This window comes from Paenibacillus sp. SRL342 (genome assembly GCF_984798905.1).
Genome location: NZ_OZ481790.1, coordinates 3,591,559 through 3,610,523 on the forward strand (window position 1 = coordinate 3,591,559; position 18,965 = coordinate 3,610,523).

The 18,965-nt window shown below is 45.0% G+C and carries 17 protein-coding genes; 13 read left to right on the forward strand and 4 right to left on the reverse strand.

From position 1 onward, the window contains the following. Nucleotides 1–15 precede the first annotated feature (15 nt). Nucleotides 16–363 (reverse strand): winged helix-turn-helix transcriptional regulator, encoded by a 348-nt coding sequence (locus AC4E8D_RS15775; RefSeq protein ID WP_339185171.1) that lies wholly within the window; start codon nucleotides 361–363, stop codon nucleotides 16–18. 133 nt (nucleotides 364–496) lie between these two features. Between AC4E8D_RS15775 and AC4E8D_RS15780 the strand changes: the two genes are divergently transcribed. The 6 genes from AC4E8D_RS15780 (at nucleotide 497) to AC4E8D_RS15805 (ending at nucleotide 5,368) form a co-directional block, all read left to right on the forward strand. Further along, nucleotides 497–1,411: a DsbA family oxidoreductase gene (locus AC4E8D_RS15780; protein ID WP_339308510.1), complete on the forward strand. Its 915-nt coding sequence runs from the start codon at nucleotides 497–499 to the stop codon at nucleotides 1,409–1,411. A 159-nt stretch (nucleotides 1,412–1,570) separates the two neighbouring features. Beyond that, entirely contained in the window at nucleotides 1,571–2,362 is a 792-nt protein-coding gene (locus AC4E8D_RS15785) for a helix-turn-helix domain-containing protein (RefSeq protein WP_339308697.1), read from the forward strand. Beyond that, nucleotides 2,359–3,006 carry a GNAT family N-acetyltransferase gene (locus AC4E8D_RS15790; RefSeq protein WP_339308512.1) on the forward strand — a complete coding sequence of 216 codons (648 nt, stop codon included), beginning with the start codon at nucleotides 2,359–2,361 and terminating at the stop codon, nucleotides 3,004–3,006. The genes AC4E8D_RS15785 and AC4E8D_RS15790 overlap by 4 nt, the downstream gene beginning before the upstream one ends. Further along, nucleotides 2,993–4,012 carry an alpha/beta hydrolase family protein gene (locus tag AC4E8D_RS15795; RefSeq protein WP_339308513.1) on the forward strand — a complete coding sequence of 340 codons (1,020 nt, stop codon included), beginning with the start codon at nucleotides 2,993–2,995 and terminating at the stop codon, nucleotides 4,010–4,012. The genes AC4E8D_RS15790 and AC4E8D_RS15795 overlap by 14 nt, the downstream gene beginning before the upstream one ends. 73 nt (nucleotides 4,013–4,085) lie before the next feature. Further along, nucleotides 4,086–4,649: a GNAT family N-acetyltransferase gene (locus AC4E8D_RS15800; protein WP_336757859.1), complete on the forward strand. Its 564-nt coding sequence runs from the start codon at nucleotides 4,086–4,088 to the stop codon at nucleotides 4,647–4,649. A 137-nt stretch (nucleotides 4,650–4,786) separates the two neighbouring features. Continuing rightward, a complete protein-coding gene (locus AC4E8D_RS15805) occupies nucleotides 4,787–5,368 on the forward strand; it encodes a hypothetical protein (protein ID WP_339308516.1) in 582 nt (193 codons plus the stop codon). 554 nt (nucleotides 5,369–5,922) lie between these two features. On the opposite strand, the gene arfA is transcribed toward AC4E8D_RS15805, so the two are convergent. Beyond that, on the reverse strand, nucleotides 5,923–7,431 hold the full coding sequence (arfA, locus tag AC4E8D_RS15810) for an arabinosylfuranosidase ArfA (RefSeq protein WP_047843004.1): 1,509 nt from the start codon (nucleotides 7,429–7,431) through the stop codon (nucleotides 5,923–5,925). A gap of 208 nt (nucleotides 7,432–7,639) precedes the next feature. Here arfA and AC4E8D_RS15815 point away from each other — a divergent pair, with 208 nt between their 5' ends. From AC4E8D_RS15815 to AC4E8D_RS15835, 5 genes are all read left to right on the forward strand, one after another. Further along, nucleotides 7,640–8,572: an ArsR/SmtB family transcription factor gene (locus AC4E8D_RS15815; RefSeq protein WP_076210729.1), complete on the forward strand. Its 933-nt coding sequence runs from the start codon at nucleotides 7,640–7,642 to the stop codon at nucleotides 8,570–8,572. A gap of 232 nt (nucleotides 8,573–8,804) precedes the next feature. Continuing rightward, nucleotides 8,805–9,653, forward strand: a complete 849-nt coding sequence (licT, locus tag AC4E8D_RS15820) for a BglG family transcription antiterminator LicT (RefSeq protein ID WP_237175330.1) — start codon at nucleotides 8,805–8,807, stop codon at nucleotides 9,651–9,653. Nucleotides 9,654–9,811: 158 nt separating this feature from the next. Then, complete coding sequence (locus tag AC4E8D_RS15825; protein WP_339308520.1) at nucleotides 9,812–11,749, forward strand: beta-glucoside-specific PTS transporter subunit IIABC; 1,938 nt, start codon at nucleotides 9,812–9,814, stop codon at nucleotides 11,747–11,749. A gap of 42 nt (nucleotides 11,750–11,791) precedes the next feature. Next, on the forward strand, nucleotides 11,792–13,258 hold the full coding sequence (locus tag AC4E8D_RS15830; RefSeq protein WP_307412689.1) for a glycoside hydrolase family 1 protein: 1,467 nt from the start codon (nucleotides 11,792–11,794) through the stop codon (nucleotides 13,256–13,258). A gap of 173 nt (nucleotides 13,259–13,431) precedes the next feature. Then, on the forward strand, nucleotides 13,432–14,556 hold the full coding sequence (locus AC4E8D_RS15835; protein ID WP_490206454.1) for a phosphotransferase enzyme family protein: 1,125 nt from the start codon (nucleotides 13,432–13,434) through the stop codon (nucleotides 14,554–14,556). 98 nt (nucleotides 14,557–14,654) lie between these two features. Here AC4E8D_RS15835 and AC4E8D_RS15840 read toward each other — a convergent pair whose 3' ends face one another. Next, entirely contained in the window at nucleotides 14,655–15,506 is an 852-nt protein-coding gene (locus tag AC4E8D_RS15840) for an AraC family transcriptional regulator (protein ID WP_221821156.1), read from the reverse strand. 176 nt (nucleotides 15,507–15,682) lie between these two features. Here AC4E8D_RS15840 and AC4E8D_RS15845 point away from each other — a divergent pair, with 176 nt between their 5' ends. Beyond that, complete coding sequence (locus AC4E8D_RS15845; RefSeq protein ID WP_221821157.1) at nucleotides 15,683–17,089, forward strand: family 4 glycosyl hydrolase; 1,407 nt, start codon at nucleotides 15,683–15,685, stop codon at nucleotides 17,087–17,089. 87 nt (nucleotides 17,090–17,176) lie between these two features. Here the strand turns inward: AC4E8D_RS15845 and AC4E8D_RS15850 are convergent, their stop codons facing one another. Beyond that, nucleotides 17,177–18,064, reverse strand: coding sequence for a LysR family transcriptional regulator (locus AC4E8D_RS15850; RefSeq protein WP_221821158.1), 888 nt, complete (start codon nucleotides 18,062–18,064; stop codon nucleotides 17,177–17,179). 151 nt (nucleotides 18,065–18,215) lie between these two features. Here AC4E8D_RS15850 and AC4E8D_RS15855 point away from each other — a divergent pair, with 151 nt between their 5' ends. Beyond that, nucleotides 18,216–18,962, forward strand: a complete 747-nt coding sequence (locus tag AC4E8D_RS15855) for an acetoacetate decarboxylase (protein ID WP_221821159.1) — start codon at nucleotides 18,216–18,218, stop codon at nucleotides 18,960–18,962. Nucleotides 18,963–18,965: the final 3 nt, after the last annotated feature.

An 18,965-nucleotide genomic window follows, 5' to 3' on the forward strand; every position in this document is an offset into this window, starting at 1 on the left:
ACATTAGGCCAGGAGTTATATATCTTGTTGCTTCACGCCTGCTGTCATATTTTTCTGACCCCACATTACCATGGATTCAATTAAAGGAACCAATTCCTTGCCTGATTCTGTGAGCGAATACTCCACTCTCGGTGGCACCTCGTTATATTGCTCCCGATGCACGATGCCGGAATGAATCAAATCCTTCAAACAGTTCGTTAACATCGTTCCGGTAATGCCAGGCAGTCTTCTTTTTAATTTATTGTAACGTATACAGTCATTTTCACTGAGGATTGCCAGGATCGGAAGATTCCACTTGCCTCCAATGACCTGAAATGCATAAGTCGCTGGACATAACTGATCAAAATTAAACTCGTATTTCACTTAATACCCTCCAATAGTATACTTTTTGATACTAAGTCAGAAAAAGAATCGTACTTGTTCAGAAGATTGTAGACATTATAATCAAACTAACACAAGAAAATCAATTCATAAGACAATATAAAGGCGGGATAACGTGAGTAACGAATCTATGATGTGTGATCTGGAAACAGGCGTATGTGGTGTGAATGAGGAAGAGGCGATGCAAGAAATCAATCTGAATCACGTTGAGAAAAGGATAACTCTTTATTACGCAACAGATCCGATCTGCTCTCACTGCTGGGCGCTTGAGCCTGTGCTTCATCGGTTTATTGAGGAATACGGCCATTATTTTACGCTGCAAATTAAAATGGGTGGGCTACTGGCTAACTGGAATGGTTTCTCGGATGGCGCTAACGGGATTAAGAAACCTTCGGACGTTGCAGCGCATTGGAAGGAAGTGGGTGAACATTCACGCATGTCCATCGACGGTTCCTTATGGCATGATAATCCAATACTTTCTTCTTATCCGCCATCTCGCGTATTTAAGGTCATTCAGAGTACACACCCTGGTAAAGAGCAGGACTTTTTAAGACGTGTGCGTGAAGCCGTATTTGTATTTAATCGAAATATTGGAGAAGATGATGTGCTGACGGATATCGTCAATCAACTGGGCTTGAATGGAAAAGAAGTGGTTGAGGCGGCTGCACAGCAATCTGCACAAGATTTATTAGAGGAAGACTTTGAGCGTGTCGCTGGTTTGGGAGTTAGAGGTTTCCCATCCATTATCATTGTGAATGAAGAGAATCAGGGTATAAAAATTGTCGGAGCGCGTTCTCTTGAAACATATGTGCAAGCACTTCAGCAGGTGCTCGGTGGTGATCTGAAACCCAAACAGATAATCTCGTTGGAGCAGAAAATCAATGAAGGACACCTTCTTTTTTCTAAAGAAATGGAGGTCTTGTACAGTATCGAAAAGAGTGATATTGAATCATATGTGAAATCTGAATTGGCAGAGCACACATATCGTGTGGGTCATATTTTGAATGAGATGTATGTTGAGCATATCTGAGGCAGGAAAATACAAGAAATCAAATCCAAAGCAGGTCAGCGATATGACTTGCTTTTTTTGTACATCTGCGAAAAAAACTGATTTGAATTGAAAACGAGGCTTGACCTTGGGTCGGACCTAAGGTTTATGCTATGTACAGGAAGAACAGCGAAGGTGGAGATGACAGTGAATGCTGAAATTACAATTAGCGAATTGGCCAAGCTGATGCACGTATCGGTACATCAAATTCGTTATTTTGAGGAAAAGGGAGTGTTGCATCCGGCTTACACAGGTGATAATCAGTACCGGATGTATGGCATAGATGAAGTGTACAGGCTTGCCCATATTTTATTGCTGCGTAAGATGGGGCTGTCCGTTCAAGTGATCAAAGAATGTCTTACACGTCTGACTCCCGAAGAGATCACACGACTCTTTCATCAGGCACTGACCGATACCGAAGCCGAGATTAAGAAACTTCAGGAGACCAAGCATTTTATGGAGAAGTTATTGGAGGAAAAAGCACATCTTGCCGATCTGATGGAGGCAGCATATAACATCATTCAGCGCGAAGCCACACCGCTATCGCTATGGTTTGAGATGGAAGCTACTGCCACTCTGAATGCGCAGACACTTGTACAGCACAAAGGCAAGATCACCAATCTGTTTGAAGCAGATCTCCATTATGTCTACGATTCGTCCGGCATCGTAGGCATGTACACTCCCACTCAGGAAGGAATGCATCATCTGATGCTGCCAGCGGGTACGTACCTGTCCTGTCATCTATTTGTGGAAAATGAAGAACAACTGACTGCTCATATTCAGCATTTTTATGCTAACGCCGAAGAGGTGGGGTATGTCTGTCAGGGGCCGCTTCTCATGGTGGAAAAATCGTATTTATCGTTGTTCACACCCGACAAGCTTCATTATGAATTACTGTCACAGATTATAACAGAACAGGAGGTTTCCTTATGACACATCTCGTTCAGATTGAACACCTCCAGCCTGATCGTTACAAAATAGCCAGCGAACTGATGGCTTATGGATTTGGACATAAATTCCAGAGATCCACTGCAATGTCCTTGTCAGATCTGGCTACAGCCTTTGAGCAGATGCTGCATCATGTTCCCCAAGATACTGGTAATCTGCGCATGGTCGCACGAGAAGACGATGTCATTGTGGGCACGATGTCGTTGAAGTGGAAACCAGGCTCTCATGAACAGATCTCTGGAAAGGTGAAGGGTTCCCAGGTATGGGACGCTTGCAATCACATCGGCGCTTGGAGACGCCTTCTGCTGTTAACGGGAATTCATTTGCTGAAACACGAACCTGTGACGCAGGAATGTTACATCGAGGATATCGTTGTGTATCCACAACATCAGCGCAAGGGAATCGGCAGACAATTACTCGCCTGGGCGCAGCAATACATGCTGCAATCCCCGCAGATGTCGTATCTCAGTCTGCATGTGGCAAGTCACAACCTGAAAGCCATTCAGATGTACGAACGTCTGCAGTTTCACACACAAAACAGTACAAAAAGCTGGATGACTGGTATGCTTCTCGGTGAACAACAATGGAATTATATGACTCACAATGGAGAATATCATGCTTCAACGTAAAGGAATCTGGATTTCACTACTCGTCTTCATTTTATTAATTGTTGGTACAGGAACGTACATTATCGTGCAACAGGACTACAGTATGGTCGAACAACACATTGAAATTCAAACCCCACAAGGCAAACTGACAGGTACACTGTCTCTGCCTGAGAACGAATCAGGCAAGCTGGGACTCGTGCTTTTCATCCATGGTAATGGTCCGATTGATTCGACACATAGTGATGGATATAAGCCATTGTGGGAGCGCCTTGCTTCCATAGGATACGCTTCGTTGTCGCTGGACAAACGCGGCGTAGATGGTTCCGAAGGCAACTGGCTGAATCAAAGCATCGATGATCGCGTAGTTGAAGCCGAGCAAGCTATCGCTTGGGCGAAAGAGCAGCCGATGATTGATGGTTCCAAAATTGGTGTATGGGGAGCGAGTCAGGCAGGGTGGGTCATTCCCAAGCTTGCAGGCAAGGAAAATCTCGCATTTAGTATTCTCGTTTCTCCAGCGATCAATTGGCTGAGACAGGGAGAATACAACACAAGGAGTCAAATGGCCAAGGATGGATTTTCGGCCACTGAGATACAAGCACAGGTGGATTACAATAACAAGATCAATGATGTGTTGAAACGTCATGGTTCTTATGAGGAATACATTAGGCTTGCACGTCAAGGTGAGGAGCAAATGATCAAGGATCGTTGGAACTTTGTGAGTAAAAACTTCACAGTGGATGCAACGGAGGATTTGCACAATTTCAAAACACCAGTCCTGCTATTGCTTGGAGAAGATGACGTCAATGTTGATATCAAGGATACCGAGCGTGCATATCGTCAGGAAGTCAAGCCGTCGTATTTGCTTCACGAGAAGATTTTCCAAAACACAGAGCATTCGATGCTTCCTACATCCATTGCAGGCTCGGAATGGAGAATGGGGCTGAGATTCCTGTTTGCTCCAAGAAGTATTACCACCGCTGAGTATATGGACGAGATTGAACAATTCCTGACCAAATTGGCGTTATAAAGAGAACAGGTTGAGCACCGATTTTATATCGATTCGTATTAGAAGGTATAATAAAGCTCTGGAGGTGAACGAGATGCTGGAATTAGAGTTTACTACTATAGAGGAGTGGGATGAAGCAATGTGGGCACGGATGGAGCGGATCTATCATGAGGCCTTTCAAAGCGGTGCGAAGACAAAAGTGATTCTGCGCAGTATGCTGGACCGAGGGGTTGGTTATTTACACACGGGCGTGCATCAGGGAAAAGTGGTTGCGATGGCTGTTACTGGACTGGAGGGGAAGGCTGTGGACCGCATTCTGATCATTGACTACCTCGCAGTTGATCAGAAGCTGCGCGGGTTGGGCATAGGGACCTGGATGCTGGAGCAGCTCAGAGCTTGGGCGCTAAGGGAACATGAGATCAGAGGGATCCTTATCGAGGCGGAGTCCGGGACAACGGGGGCTCATCAGGAACGCATTCAGTTCTGGCAAAGCAACGGGTTCATCCTGACCTCCTATGTCCATCAATATAGAATGGTGCCAGAACCATATCAGGCAATGATGCTGCCATTGGATAGAAGTACGCATGTGCCTGATGATGGTGAGGCACTGTTTCGTTATATCAATGCTTTTCACAAGGTTGCTTACCGGAAGAGTTAGACCCCTCAAACGATTTTACTTTATCCAATAAAGCGCTGGTCATTTTTCAATTTCGGCACACGGATGTACTATCGCACAGGCAAGTCGTCCACCCATTGCGTAGACTGAAGTAGATCAAGTCAAGTGAGGTGAATTCCATGGCTAAAACCAATGAAATACACGTCCGGGTGAAACGGCTCAAGGATCGCCCAGTCTGCGTGACTCTTCATAATGGCGAAACGTATGTCGGGTACATCTCTGGCGTTAACAACGAAGGCGTAGTGCTTACCGGGGGCGGAAAGCTTACTCAGGCTGCAATCACAGCAACCTCATCTGAAGGCAGTGCTCGCAAAACCAAACCTAAAGCAGGGGTGAAGAGAAAAACAGCCTCCTCTCGGAACCGTAAACGGGTGAACAGTACTTGTAAGTCGCAGGTGCGATCCCGGTCGATGTCTCGTTCAACGTCTCGGCCAGCTCAGGTATCCTCTTTCATGCCTATGCTAGGCTCGTTGTTAGGTGGCTTCGGCGGAGCTGGTGGTGCAGGCTCAATTGGAGGTATGTTAGGCGGTGGTATGCGGTTGTTTGGCATGATCCAGCGGTTTACACCTGTGGTCAAAATGGGGTATGGCATGATTAAGCAGATTCAGCCATTTATGGGGGCAGTTCAAGGGCTGATGACTCCAGCAAGCCAAGCAGCTCAGGCTGAAGCCGAAGGTGAAGAGGAAGCACAACAAGGATAATACTTGAAATGAAAATCGTGAAATAGAACACAACCTGCGTTGCATTTGGGAAAGAAGCATTGCTAGTATGTTGGGTGATCTGATTTCTTTCTGATCTGGTCTGTTCCTTATCTTCTCCGCTAGATGCTTAACTGCAAGCTGCTCTCCGTAAGCCAAACGGAGGGTGGCTTATTTGCTTATGCTGTATATGAGGTTCGAACTAGCTCAATATAGTATGCTTGCTCAGCGCTAACGAACTTCAGAAACCTTATTCGGGTCAATATCAAGCCGTTAAAATTCTAACGAACAAGACACACCCTATTTGCTGCAAAATGTAGGTGAAAAGGGGCTGATTCTGCATCATAACTTCTCCTGTGTTCGTTAAATTCCTTCGTTGCGAGGAATGAAAACTGAGGTTTCAAATACTCGTCTAACATCTAAATTTGATACCATGTAGTTCGACCGACCACTGTCATACAGCAAAAAGCACCGCGCGCTGGGAGCTGCACGCGGTGCGAAAAGCATTGCTGTTGTTGCAGAGTGGAAACCGATTCTATTCCGCTGTTATTAAGCCTTTAAGCCTGTTTGGTTTTCAGACGAATGACGTTCCATGATGCTTTGTTCAAGACTGCTTGCACTTTACCCTGGTCAACCGTTGTATATCCGCCGTTGTGAGGAACAACGTTACGTGGGTTTTCTTTGGTATTGGTGGCTTTCAAGTCGTTGTTCTCCAATACGATATGTTCCACAAATGTCGTTTCTCCGAAGGAGCGCAGATCCACATTCAGTTCCAACTTCTCATCCAGATGTCTGTTCACCGCAAAGATCGTGATCGTGCCGTTTTCTTCATCATGCACACTGATTGCTTCGAGATAAGGCACATCTGTAAAGTCTTTGGAATCATATTTAGGTGAAGTTGTGATGGATCGCAACACCGTACCACGACCGAAGTTGGATGCGTGCATGAATGGGAAATACGTCGTCTGGAACCAGATTGCTCCGTTATTTTCCGTCATGATTGGTGCAATGGTGTTAATCAACTGGGCAAGGCAAGCCATTTTTACACGGTCGGCGTGCTTGAGTATGGTAATCAGATAACACCCCACAGCCAGTGCATCTTCATGTGTATACACATCTTCAAACTCTGGAGGCGCAATCTGCCAACGTTCTTCCATACGGCTTGTGCCGATGGATTTCCATACATTCCATTCATCCAGAGACAGCATTAATTTCTTTTTGCTGCGTTTCTTGGCTTGTACAAAATCACAGATTGAAGCCACACTATCAATAAATTGATCCAGATCCAGCGATGTCGCCAGGAAGTCATACGTGTTGTCTTTGTTGTTGTTGTAGTACTGATGCAGGGACAAGTAGTCCACATTTTCATAGGTGAGATCAAGCACGGTTGCTTCCCAATCTGCAAATGTACTCATGTCACGGCTGGAACTGCCGCAAGCCACAAGCTCGATATCCGGGTCTACCCATTTCATCGCTTTAGCGGTCTCATTGGCAATACGCCCATATTCATATGCAGTCATTGCACCAATCTGCCAAGGGCCGTCCATTTCGTTGCCTAGACACCAGGTTTTGAATTTATGCGGGTCCTTGTAACCGTGAGAGATACGCAGATCACTCCAGTATGTGCCAGATGGGTGGTTGCAGTATTCGATCAGGTTTCTGGCCGCATCAATGCCGCGAGTACCCAGATTTACAGCCATCATCACTTCGGTTCCAACGAGTTTGGCCCAATCTGCAAATTCGTTTGTTCCAACTGCATTCGTTTCAATCGTCCACCAAGCGAGTTCAAGTCTGCGTTTACGTTCCGCTACCGGACCAACGCCGTCCTCCCAATTGTAACCGGATACGAAATTGCCGCCCGGATAACGAACAATTGGCACATTCAAAGCTTTAATCGCTTCAATGGCATCCTGACGGAAACCTTGAGCATCTGCCGTAGGGTGACCTGGATCATAAATACCGCCGTATACGGCCCGTCCCAGATGTTCTATAAATGAACCATAGACACGCGGATCTACTTCAGCAATCTGAAAGTCTTTATCGATAAGCATTTTGGATGTAAGCATGGTATGTACCTCCATTGGATGAATTCATATTCTTGAAAGAAGTAACAGTGATATTGAATTCGCTTAAAAGCAAAATCAATTCCTTGATTTGTTATCTAATATGTATCATAGTGCTTATATATTGAGCAAGTTCATTTTGATGAGTTCGCTAAATAACGAATCCTGTGATTGAAATAGATCGATTTTACTCAAAAAGGAAGTGAACATCATGATGCTTGGGACAGATGCAGCTTCATTGCTAATTTACGAGGCACTGGCAAGTGAAGCCCGATTAAACATTGTGCGCCTGCTGCTACAAAACAGAGAAATGCATATCAATGCGCTTGCCCAAGAGCTTTTTCTGAGCAAAGCTATTGTAAGTACACATGTCAGCAAGCTGCAAAAAGCCGGAATTGTCGGTAGCCGAATGAAACGGGAGAACGGCGGAACCTATAAGTACTGTTTTATCGTACGAGAGTTCATGACTATTAACCTGTCACCAGAGCCTGTTGATGCTCCTTACCATGAAATATCCATACCGGTAGGTCAGTATACAGATTATGAAGCGTGGCCGACCTGCGGGATTGCGACAACTACGCAGATGATTGGACAGTACGACACACCGGCCTGCTTTATGGACCCGGATCGGGTGAACGCGGGAATCCTTTGGATGGCACGAGGTTTTCTTGAGTATAAGATTCCCAATTATCTGTATAATGATCAGCATCTTCGAGAGATTGAAATTTCCCTTGAACTAAGCTCGGAAGCGCCAAAGGTGAACGAAAACTGGCCGTCTGATATTCGCTTTACCCTTAACGGCAGTGATCTCGGTACTTGGACAAGCCCTGGCGATTTCGGGGATCGGAAAGGTAAACATACGCCACAATGGTGGAAGCTGGATGTCAATCAGTATGGTGTATTGAAAATGCTGCGTATTAACGGGGAAGGCACGTTTATGGATGGTCAGCGCATCTCGGACGTGCGCGTTCAAGACCTGAATCTGGGTGCATCCACCTATTGGACCTTTGGATTGAAGCCAGAAGAGGGAGTAGATGGCCGAGGCGGGCTTACCCTGTTTGGCAAAGGTTTTGGCAACTATGATCAGGATATTCTGATTCGATACTATTATGATGCTCAGGAAAATAAAACTCCAGACGAATAGGATTTTCGTTTTGATGTCAGTTTATAGAGGGAAAGTTCCACGATGAACCACCTGCAGAACAATTCCAGAGTAATGGTATTGACAACGATTACATAGCTGATATAAGATACAGCTATATAAGGAGTGTCACTGATTCGATCAGGCACCACCAAAGTCTGGATTCCACAAGTTTGTTTATTACTTGTGAATTGGACATTGGTGGTGCTTTTTGCATACTGGGGGTGATTGCATCATGAGGTTTAAAAAATCGTTAAATAACAACATCGCACTGGCGGAAGACGCCGAAGGCTGCGAAGTCATTGTCATCGGAACGGGTGTTGGCTTCAAAAAAGTAAAAGGACAGCCGATTGAGCAGAGCCAGATCCAGAAAATGTTCCGAATTGGCTCGAATGATAAATATCAGCGAGTTGAACAATTTCTCAGTGATATCCCACTGCAAGTCATCGATATTACGGATCAGATTATTGAAGAAGGCAAGACGATAATCGGAAAAAAGCTGAATGACTCGATCCTGTTAACACTTGCGGACCATATTCATTTTGCGCTGGATCGTTTCAAAAAAGGCGTGGATGTGCAAAATCCGCTTCATTGGGACATTCGCCATCTATATCCTGCCGAATACCGTGCCGGAGAATGGGCAGTTCGAAAAATCAATGATGCTTTTCAAGTCTCATTGCCATCTGGTGAATCAAGCTCTATTGCCCTTCATTTCGTGAACTCACAATTCGACTCGGGCAGTATGAACCAAACGATTAAAATTACACAGATGATTAATGACATTTTAGGTATCATGACAGAACATTTTGGAATGGCACTGAATCAGGAATCTGCTGATTTTTCCAGGTTCATCACCCATCTGAGATACTTCATTGTTCGTCAGTTGAACCGGGAAGTGCTCTCGTTTAAAGATCAGCAATTTCTATATGATGTATTGTCGGAGCGATATCCTGTCAGCTTCCAATGCGCACTCAAAATAAAGGATGCGATGGAGCAGCAACGCGGATTCGTGATTACTCCCGATGAGATGGTATATCTCATGATCCACATCGAGAGAGTGACATCCCGTACCGATACGGATTGATCTCCATACAACCTGTTTGAAGTTATACCATCATCAATATGAATTGAATATGGAGTGTTACTGATTCGATCAGGCACCACCAAATGTTTCCGACTCCGCATCTGCAGCGGGCCGGTATTACATTTGGTTTTTTTTTCGCCAAAAAAGGAGGAAGCAGCATGAATCATCGGGAGTTGTCCAAAGAAATTATCCAGTTAACAGGAGGGCAAGAGAATATTACCCAAGCCTGGCATTGCATCACACGGCTTCGTTTTAACGTTCGAGAGCAAAACAAAGTTCAATTGGAACAGATCAAAGCACTCGATGGTGTGCTCGGCGCACAGTTTCAAAACGATCAGTTTCAGGTGGTCATTGGCAACCAGGTTGCAGCCGTATATGAGCAAATCGAGGATCAGATGAAGCAGAGTGGCATATCGAAGCCCGAAACAGACGCGCCACGCTCTAAAGGGATTAATGCTGTTTTGGATACGATCTCCGGCATTTTCACTCCGATTCTGCCTGCCATCGTAGGTACAGGGATGTTAAAGGGGATTCTGGCATTGCTCGTTACACTTGGAGCGATACAGGAGAAAAGCGGTGAGTATCAAGTTCTGTCTTCCATCGCAAACGCGGCCTTTTATTTCTTGCCTTTTCTTCTGGCTCTATCATCTGCCCGCAAGTTCAAAGTGAATGAATATATCGCCCTGACGCTTGCAGGAACGTTATTGTATCCTACGATGCTGGATGCGTATCTGGCAAACCAGCTTGAACCGATCCGTTTTCTCTCGCTACCCGTGTCCATTGTGAATTACACCCAGTCCGTTATTCCCATTATTCTGGGCGTGTGGCTTCTGAGTTATGTACATCGCTGGGTGGATCGTTTTATTCCCGGTCCGGTCAAAGTCATCTTTACCTCGATGATTGTACTAGTCATCACGGTGCCGATTCTATTAATTGCGATTGGCCCCCTAGGGAATTACATGGGTATCTATCTGGAAATGGGCACTTCTTGGCTCTTTGCCCATTCGGGTCCGTTAACCGGCATTATTCTTGGCGGCTTCATGCCTCTGATTGTTATGACGGGAATGCATTATGCGTTCTTCCCAGGCACCTTGCAGAATCTGAGCAAACTCGGATATGACGTGCTTTTGCTGCCGATCAACCTGATAACCAATATGAGCCAGGCTGGTGCAGTCACGGCTGTTTTCCTCAAGACCAAAGATAAAAGAATGAAATCCATTGCTTTATCCAGTGGCATATCCGCCTTGCTTGGCATTACTGAACCCGCACTGTACGGTGTCACCTTGAAGCTGAAAAAACCATTTTACGCTTCACTCATCGGTGGAGCAGCAGGGGGTGGCTTTATTACTGCAGTGGGTCTGAAATGCTTCGGTTTTGCTGTACCAGGATTGCTTTCACTTCCGTTATACATTGGGCCGAATGGTGGCATGTCCAATTTCTGGTATGCATTAATCGGAATAGGCATCAGCTTTAGCGTTTCCTTCGTGGTGACTTTACTGCTCAAGTGGGATGAGCCAAATACACGCGATTCTGCCATGTCCGACTCAGCAAAAAAATTAACCGAACAGGAACAGGAGACAACCACTGCCTTCTCTCAAGAAATGGTGACATCTGTAACAGTACATTCCATTGAGGAAAAGAAAGGAGAGGTTTTCAGCCCGCTCATTGGTGAATTGGTGCCGCTCGCAGAGCTTCCCGATCAAACGTTTGCCGAGGAAATGACCGGGAAAGGTATTGCCATTCGTCCGCAGGATGGACGTGTTACAGCTCCTTTTGACGGAACCGTCACGTTGGTTGCCAAAAGTAAACATGCGATAATGCTGACATCATCCAGTGGAATCGACATTCTCATTCATGTTGGACTAAACAGTGTGTCGCTCAAAGGGAAATATTTTGACGTGAAGGTTGTTGCTGGACAAGAAGTGAAGAAGGGTGATTTGCTTCTGGAATTTGATATGGATGGCATCCAGGGTGCGGGTATTGATCTTGTGACACCAGTCATTGTAACCAATACGCCGGATTACCTCGATGTAGTACCTGTTCAGGTGAAGGGGGTGATTCCAATGAATGAATTGCTTCTCCTCACCGTTCGTTGACAGCTTCATGCATACCACATACAAAAAAAGGAGAGAAATAACATGACAAAAACAATTAAACACTCATTTCCTGAAGGATTTTTATGGGGCGGAGCTACCGCTGCCAATCAGCTCGAAGGTGCATATGACGCAGACGGCAAAGGACTATCTACCTCAGACATGGCTCCATTCGTTCCACATGAGGAGCGCAATGGCAAGGATTTTACCTTCGACGTGGATTCTGTTCAATTGGAAGAATATCTGAGCGGTAACACAGACGTATATTTCCCGAAACGGAACGGCGTGGATTTCTATCATCGCTACAAAGAAGACATTGCCTTGTTTGCAGAGATGGGTTTCAAAGTGTTTCGTCTTTCGATCGCGTGGACACGGATCTTCCCAACAGGAGAAGAAGCAGTTCCCAATGAAGCTGGACTTGCCTTCTATGATAACGTGCTCGACGAACTTTTGAAATACGGCATTGAGCCGCTCGTAACGATCTCTCACTACGAGATGCCCGTTGAGTTAACCCGCAAATACAACGGCTGGGAAAGCCGCGAGATGATCGATCTGTATCTGAAATTTGCCAATACGCTGTTTGACCGTTACAAAGACAAAGTGAAATACTGGATCACCTTCAATGAAATGAACATGATGCTGACAAGTCTGTATACTGGCGGCGGCATTCTGGAAGATAAAATCAAGGGGAACCCGGAGCAAGTGGCTTATCAGGCAACGCATCATCAGTTTGTAGCTAGTGCGCTGGCTGTCAAAAGCGGAAAAGAGAAAATGCCGAATGCACAAATCGGCTGTATGATCTGCCGTCTGGAAACGTATGCTGCTTCTAGTAAACCGGAGGACGTTCTGCAGACGCTGAAGGAAGATCAGATGAACCTGTTCTACCCAGAGGTGCAGGCACGAGGCGAATACCCATCCTATATGCAAAGATATTTTGAGGAAAACGGCATTGAACTGGTTAAAGCTCCTGAGGACGATGCCATTATCCGGGACAATACCGTGGACTTTATTGCTTTCAGTTATTACATGACGTATATCGGAAAATATGATCCCAATGACAACAGCAACTCTGGTATGCTGGTCAGTCAGATCAAAAACCCGCATCTGAAAGCTACCGAATGGGGATGGCCTATCGATCCAATTGGTCTTCGCGTCGCGCTGAACCGATTGTATGATCGTTACCGGATGCCGCTCTTCATCGTTGAGAACGGGCTGGGTGCTATCGACACACCGGAAGAGGACGGGGCAGTGCATGACCCTTATCGCATCAATTACTTGCGCAGCCACATTGAACAGATGAAAGAAGCTGTCGCTGACGGCGTTGAATTGATGGGTTTCACTAGCTGGGGACCTATCGATATCATTAGCTGCTCGACTTCTGAAATGGGCAAACGTTATGGTTTCATTTATGTAGATCAAGACAATGCCGGCAATGGTTCATTGGAAAGAACCCGCAAGGATTCCTTCTACTGGTACAAACAAGTTATTGAAACGAACGGAGAAATCCTGTAATTATACAAAATTCTTACACGCCGCCCGTATGGGCGGTTCTTTATTTTACACTAGTAAAATCAGGGATAATTATGTAAACTTGTGATATTCAAACAAGAGGAGTGAATTCAATGTCTAACAAGGTGATTTTGCTTTAGGTTCACAGAAGGATATTTGCGTTACAGGGATTCCTTTTGTGGACATTGCAGTGCGGGAAACCGTCCAAACAATGTTTACTGGAGGAGATTATTATTAATTTTAACGAAGCTGTTAACATCAGCAATACGCATGTACTGACGCTGGTACCCCAGCTGTTTCATCTGGAGGGTTACAATATTCAGCTTATTCCGCCTCATGAGGGTGGACGTAATGTCGTTTACACTTGCGAGCAAGAGGGGCGTGAATCGCTAATTCTACGGGTGTCTTTTTTGCCTGACAGAAAGCGGGAAGATTACATTGCCGAACTGGAGTATGTCCGGTATCTGTTTGAGCACGGTGCAAGTGTCTCGAATGTAGTTAGCTCGAAAAAGGGTCATCTGTTAGAAGAGATCACTTATAATGAGCATACGTTCTTTATCTGTATGTTTGTAAAAGCCAAGGGGAAGTTGCTGGTAGAAAACCATTATCAGTACCGTGAAGGGGTCCCAATTAGCGAATACTATTATAATAGCGGAAAAGTTCTGGGCAGGATGCATCAACTATCGAAAGGGTACACTCCCGTCCATCGCCGGCATCATTTGATTGACAATTACAGCGGTGAATATATCGATAATCTGGTACCTGAATCATTCCCTCTGCTTAAGGAGAAGATGGTTGAGCTCCTGAATACCTTACAAGGTTTGGATACAAACCAAGAGACATTCGGCATGATCCATTTTGATTATAATGACGGGAATTACTCGATCGATTTTGATACCGGTCAGATCACCGTGTATGATTTTGATAATTCATGCTTCGGTTGGTATATGTATGATCTGGCAGATCTATGGACGCACGGCGTCGGCTGGATTCAGTTTGAGCCGGATGCGGATAAACGCAAACAGTTCATGGATGACTATTTCCAAACCGCCCTCGCTGGATATACTTCCGAAACCAAGATCGAAGATTCGATGCTGGAGAAGCTGCCTTTATTTATTCAAGTCACTCTCTTGGAGAATATTCTAGGTCAATTTGAGGAAATGCAGCGTGCTGGCGAAGAACCAGAAGCTAACGAAGAACTGTTGTATCTCATTAAATGTCTGGAAGAGGCTATACCGTATAAAGGATTTTTCCATGAGATGTATTCCACTGAAGCTCCTTTTGAGTATGAGGAACGCTGAAGGGAGCTGTACGTAAACTAAACCCTGAATAACCAAGGATTCATCAAGTGGGGAGGCAGCCGGATTGACCGGTTGCCTCTTTGTTTGTCTGCGGCATGTTATTCGAATTTGGAAGGGGGCACGTTGTAGAATTTTTTGAATGCTTTGGAGAACGTAAAGGGGTCGGGATAACCTAGAAATCCGGCAATTTGCTGGATCGTATATTTTTTCTCGTACAGATAGTCTCTCGCCCGGTTCATTTTGATCTGATTGATATACTGCCCCGGTGTAATACCGAGAATTTTTTTGAACAAAGAAATAAAATATTTCTCAGAGACGCCGGCAATATCTGCAAGTTCGTTAACTCGGATGGCACGATGCAGATTTGCATCCACGTATGGAAAGACATTCTGCAGAACCTCCAGACTTCCTTCGATCTTCCTCGGTTTTCGGTCTTTCAGAAACTCACCGTGATACAGGCCTTGCCCGTGTAATTCCAAAATTTTGGCGATGACGAGAAGCAGAGAGGCTTTCAAGTAAAGTGGACTGGCGGAAGCGCCGCTACTCTGCTTGAATCTTCGATAGGACGAGGTGAACAGCGTTGATTCCTCTTGAATCAGATTGCCAGGTACGATGCCTGGGAGTTGAAACTCGCTGAGAATTCGTTTCTGCTCAGCGATGCTGAAATCAAAGTGCATGTATACGAATCGGCACAACTCTCCAGTCGTGGAAGCCGTGTAGGGCATATCCGGATAAAAAAACACGACGTCACCCGGGTTCGCCATATGCTCGATTCCATCGATGGTAATCTTGAGGGAGCCTGCTGTAATGAACCACAGATCATAATCGGAATGAGACTTGTGCTCCGTCCAATTGCCGTCATGCGTTTGTTCCAAATAAGAGCTCATGCGAAGTGTGATATACTCCGAAAGTTCGTCGATTATACTCATATTTACAGTTCCTGTGTGCATCTAATCCAACCTAATCCTCTCGACTTTATGACATCCTTTATATTTCACTATCATAACAAAGGATTTATCTCTTGTTAACTATCGTACGATATGACATGTTTTGAAAACTATCACACATTCCGATTCCAGCTCACTCACCTATAATGAACTTATATCGTTAAGAGGAGGGGTTATTGATGAATGCTACAAGTACACAACATCCAAAGGTAGTTGTTATTGGGGCGGGCAGCCTGTTTTTTGGTCGGCAGTCCATCTGGCAGATGGTACACTCCCCATATTTGAATCAGGGAACGCTGGCTTTGGTGGATACGGACGAGGAACGGCTTTCGAAAATGGTAAAACTAGCGGAGATGGTCGCCAAGGAGAACAACGTATCCCTAAAGATTGAGGGTTCAGTGGACCGAAGAGAGGTACTACCGGGAGCCGACTTCGTTGTGCTCAGCTTTGCGGAAGAATCGGTGAAATATCGGGGCATTGACTGCCAGGTTTCTCTAAAGTATGGAATTCGTATGTGTTCCGGCGATACAATTGGCCCTGGTGGAATCTTTCGCGCGATGCGGGAACTGCCGGTTATTATGGAATGTGCTAAAGACATTGAGGAGTTGTGTCCGGATGCTTGGGTGATCAATTATATTAACCCGTCTACCGTTCATGGCATCGCATTACATCGATATGCACCCAGTCTCAAATCATTTGCGCTGTGCGATAGTCATCATATGCCGCATAAAAAAGCCTATTATGCTGTACGAGCCGGAATCATTGAAAATACAAGCCAGTTCACCGAAGAGATCAACCAGAAATTCGATTTTCGTATCGCGGGTGTTAATCATTTCACTTGGCTGCTCAAAGCCGAGTATGAAGGAAAAAATGTGATGCCCACAATTGCAGAAGCCATGCGCAAGCTGGCAGGTGATGAGAATAACGGCGGTGATCGCGGCGCAAAAGCTCTTTTTAACGATGCGATTACCTATGAACTATATGATATTTTCGGAATCATTCCCACTTGTACGGCGCATACGAAGGAATACGTGCGGTATTGGCAGGGTCTCGGCAAAACTGCGGACACCATTCCTCCATTATCGATCTGGGAGACAGAGGACAGGTATGAGCGTCATGACGAAATGTGGCGTCAGGTGGATGACTTTCTTGCAGGGAACATCCCGATTGCCGATTATATGAGCACCTTTGGACCGGATCATGCGACCGACATCATTGAGAATATGGTGGGGAACTTGGGCAAAAAGTTCTTTATCAATACGCTCAATCAAGGCGCCGTAACCAATATGAATAACGATTCGTTCCTGGAACTCCTGTGCGATGTAGATATGGATGGAGTGAAGCCACTCCATGTAGGCGAAATGCCGCGCGGAATTAGAGGGATGCAAGAACTTGTACTGGATACGCATGAGCTTACGGTTGAAGCTGTTCTGGAACAGAGCTACGAGAAGCTGAGAAGGGCGATGCTCACCGACCCGCTCGTGAATTCCATCAGTGACGCGGACAAGATCATCCATGAATTGTTGGAATTGGAGCGTAAGATGATTCCTGACGTTTGGTACAAGGATAGACTGCAGTATAGCTAAGAGTAGATAACGATCAAAGACCACGTCGGTTCCTTCCAAGGGACTACGTGGTCTTTGTTTTTATCGTTTGTCATGTATCAAGAAATCCTACTCCACTTTAAACAATCCAGCATGGTCTTCATAGTACGAAGTAATAAAATTACGAAATTCTCTTACAGCAGGAGATAACCATTTTTGTTTGACCCAGGAGAGGCTAATTGGATATATAGCGGAATCATCAGCAATTTTTACATAACGTAACCCCAGTGCTCTACATACGGAGATCGGAAGTAATGCAACACCCTGATTAAGCCTGATAATTTCAAGCAGGGTATGAGAATCGACCTCAAATGCATGATTGGGCAGGAAACCTGCTTTTTCACAGAGCATGGTGGTAAATCGGCTGTACTCCTTATTATCGGCAAGGGCAATAAAGGGCTCATTTGCAACAACATTTAATGAAATTCTTGTCTCTCCGCCGTATGCATGATCCGTGGGCACAACCAGAACAATATCCTCCTCAACCAGGACAACACTCTCAATCTCCTCATCCTGAATCGGATGCCCCGTAATCCCCAGATGCATGTCACCTTTCTTCAAACCTGTAATAATTTCACTGCGGGTCCCAATACCCTGATGAAGCTTGGTTTCGGGGGAACCGTTGATATAGTCACTAATGAGACCTGTGAGGAACCGAGTATTCGTAATTGAGATCCGGATTGTATTGGATATTTGCTGTTCCTCCGCTTTAATCTCCATCTCTGCATTTTCAATTTCAATAAAAATCCTGTTCACATGTTTCAATAAAATTTCACCTGAGGGATTCAATTGAATGTTTCGTCCTCTCCTATGAAATAGAGGGGTACCCAGTTCATCCTCAAGTCTTTTAATCGTCAAGCTTAGGGAAGGTTGAGCAATATTCAATTGCGCAGCTGCCTTGGAGATATGCTCAGTATAGGCAACGATCTGAAAGTATTTGAGCTGAAGCAATTCCATTTATCTGCACTCCTTATTTATTCTGATAAATATATATAGTACTTATTATGTATTATATTAAATTTAAATATTGATGTAGAATTTTTTTATGAGATACAGATCAAATTTTAACTAACAAAATTCAACTAAATTTATAAGGTAGGTGTCTTTGATGAAAATCGATGTGAATAACATAGCTAAAAATCTGAATACACCCCTAACGGCTCCGGCATACCCGATGCCACCGTACAAATTCGTGAATCGTGAATACTTGAATATTATTTACCGAACTGATGAAAAAGCGTTGTGGGCAGCCGTACCAGAACCTCTCGAAATTACGGAACCACTGGTTAAATTCGAAGTGATGTGGATGCCAGATGTTTCTGGACTGGGTGCTTATACAGAAGCTGGACAAGTTATCCCTGTACAATTCAATGGGGAGGAAGGCGATTATGTACATTCGATGTATGTAGATAATTTCCCCGCGATTGCAAGTGGTCGAGAGCTCACCGCCTATCCGAAAAAGCTGGGTGCGCCCAAGTTGTATACCGATTCAGATACACTTGTTGGCACACTAGATTATGGGACGCTGCGTGTAGCCACGGCAACGATGGGCTATAAACATGTGGAGATGGATAAGGAGTTCGCCAAACGTGAAATATGCCGACCTAATTTTATGATTAAGATTGCTACGGACTATACCGGGAATTTAAGAATATGTGATCTGATCCGTACTCAAATTACGGACATCGAAGTGAAGGAAGCTTGGACAGGACCTGCCCGACTTCAACTGTTCGAACATGCGCTTGCACCTCTTGCAGATCTGCCTGTGTTGGAAGTGGTGTCCGCTTCTCATATCCTTACCAACCTAACCTTAAACGCAGCACAACCTGTATATAACTATCTGGAAGAAAAATAAGGA

Coding starts and splice junctions, on each gene's coding strand:
- AC4E8D_RS15850 (WP_221821158.1), bottom strand. CDS start 18,064: ATGGAATTGCTTCAGCTCAAATACTTTCAGATCGTTGCCTATACTGAG.
- AC4E8D_RS15855 (WP_221821159.1), top strand. CDS start 18,216: ATGAAAATCGATGTGAATAACATAGCTAAAAATCTGAATACACCCCTA.
- AC4E8D_RS15800 (WP_336757859.1), top strand. CDS start 4,086: ATGCTGGAATTAGAGTTTACTACTATAGAGGAGTGGGATGAAGCAATG.
- AC4E8D_RS15790 (WP_339308512.1), top strand. CDS start 2,359: ATGACACATCTCGTTCAGATTGAACACCTCCAGCCTGATCGTTACAAA.
- AC4E8D_RS15805 (WP_339308516.1), top strand. CDS start 4,787: ATGGCTAAAACCAATGAAATACACGTCCGGGTGAAACGGCTCAAGGAT.
- AC4E8D_RS15795 (WP_339308513.1), top strand. CDS start 2,993: ATGCTTCAACGTAAAGGAATCTGGATTTCACTACTCGTCTTCATTTTA.
- arfA (WP_047843004.1), bottom strand. CDS start 7,431: ATGCTTACATCCAAAATGCTTATCGATAAAGACTTTCAGATTGCTGAA.
- AC4E8D_RS15825 (WP_339308520.1), top strand. CDS start 9,812: ATGAATCATCGGGAGTTGTCCAAAGAAATTATCCAGTTAACAGGAGGG.
- AC4E8D_RS15815 (WP_076210729.1), top strand. CDS start 7,640: ATGATGCTTGGGACAGATGCAGCTTCATTGCTAATTTACGAGGCACTG.
- licT (WP_237175330.1), top strand. CDS start 8,805: ATGAGGTTTAAAAAATCGTTAAATAACAACATCGCACTGGCGGAAGAC.
- AC4E8D_RS15840 (WP_221821156.1), bottom strand. CDS start 15,506: ATGCACACAGGAACTGTAAATATGAGTATAATCGACGAACTTTCGGAG.
- AC4E8D_RS15830 (WP_307412689.1), top strand. CDS start 11,792: ATGACAAAAACAATTAAACACTCATTTCCTGAAGGATTTTTATGGGGC.
- AC4E8D_RS15785 (WP_339308697.1), top strand. CDS start 1,571: ATGACAGTGAATGCTGAAATTACAATTAGCGAATTGGCCAAGCTGATG.
- AC4E8D_RS15845 (WP_221821157.1), top strand. CDS start 15,683: ATGAATGCTACAAGTACACAACATCCAAAGGTAGTTGTTATTGGGGCG.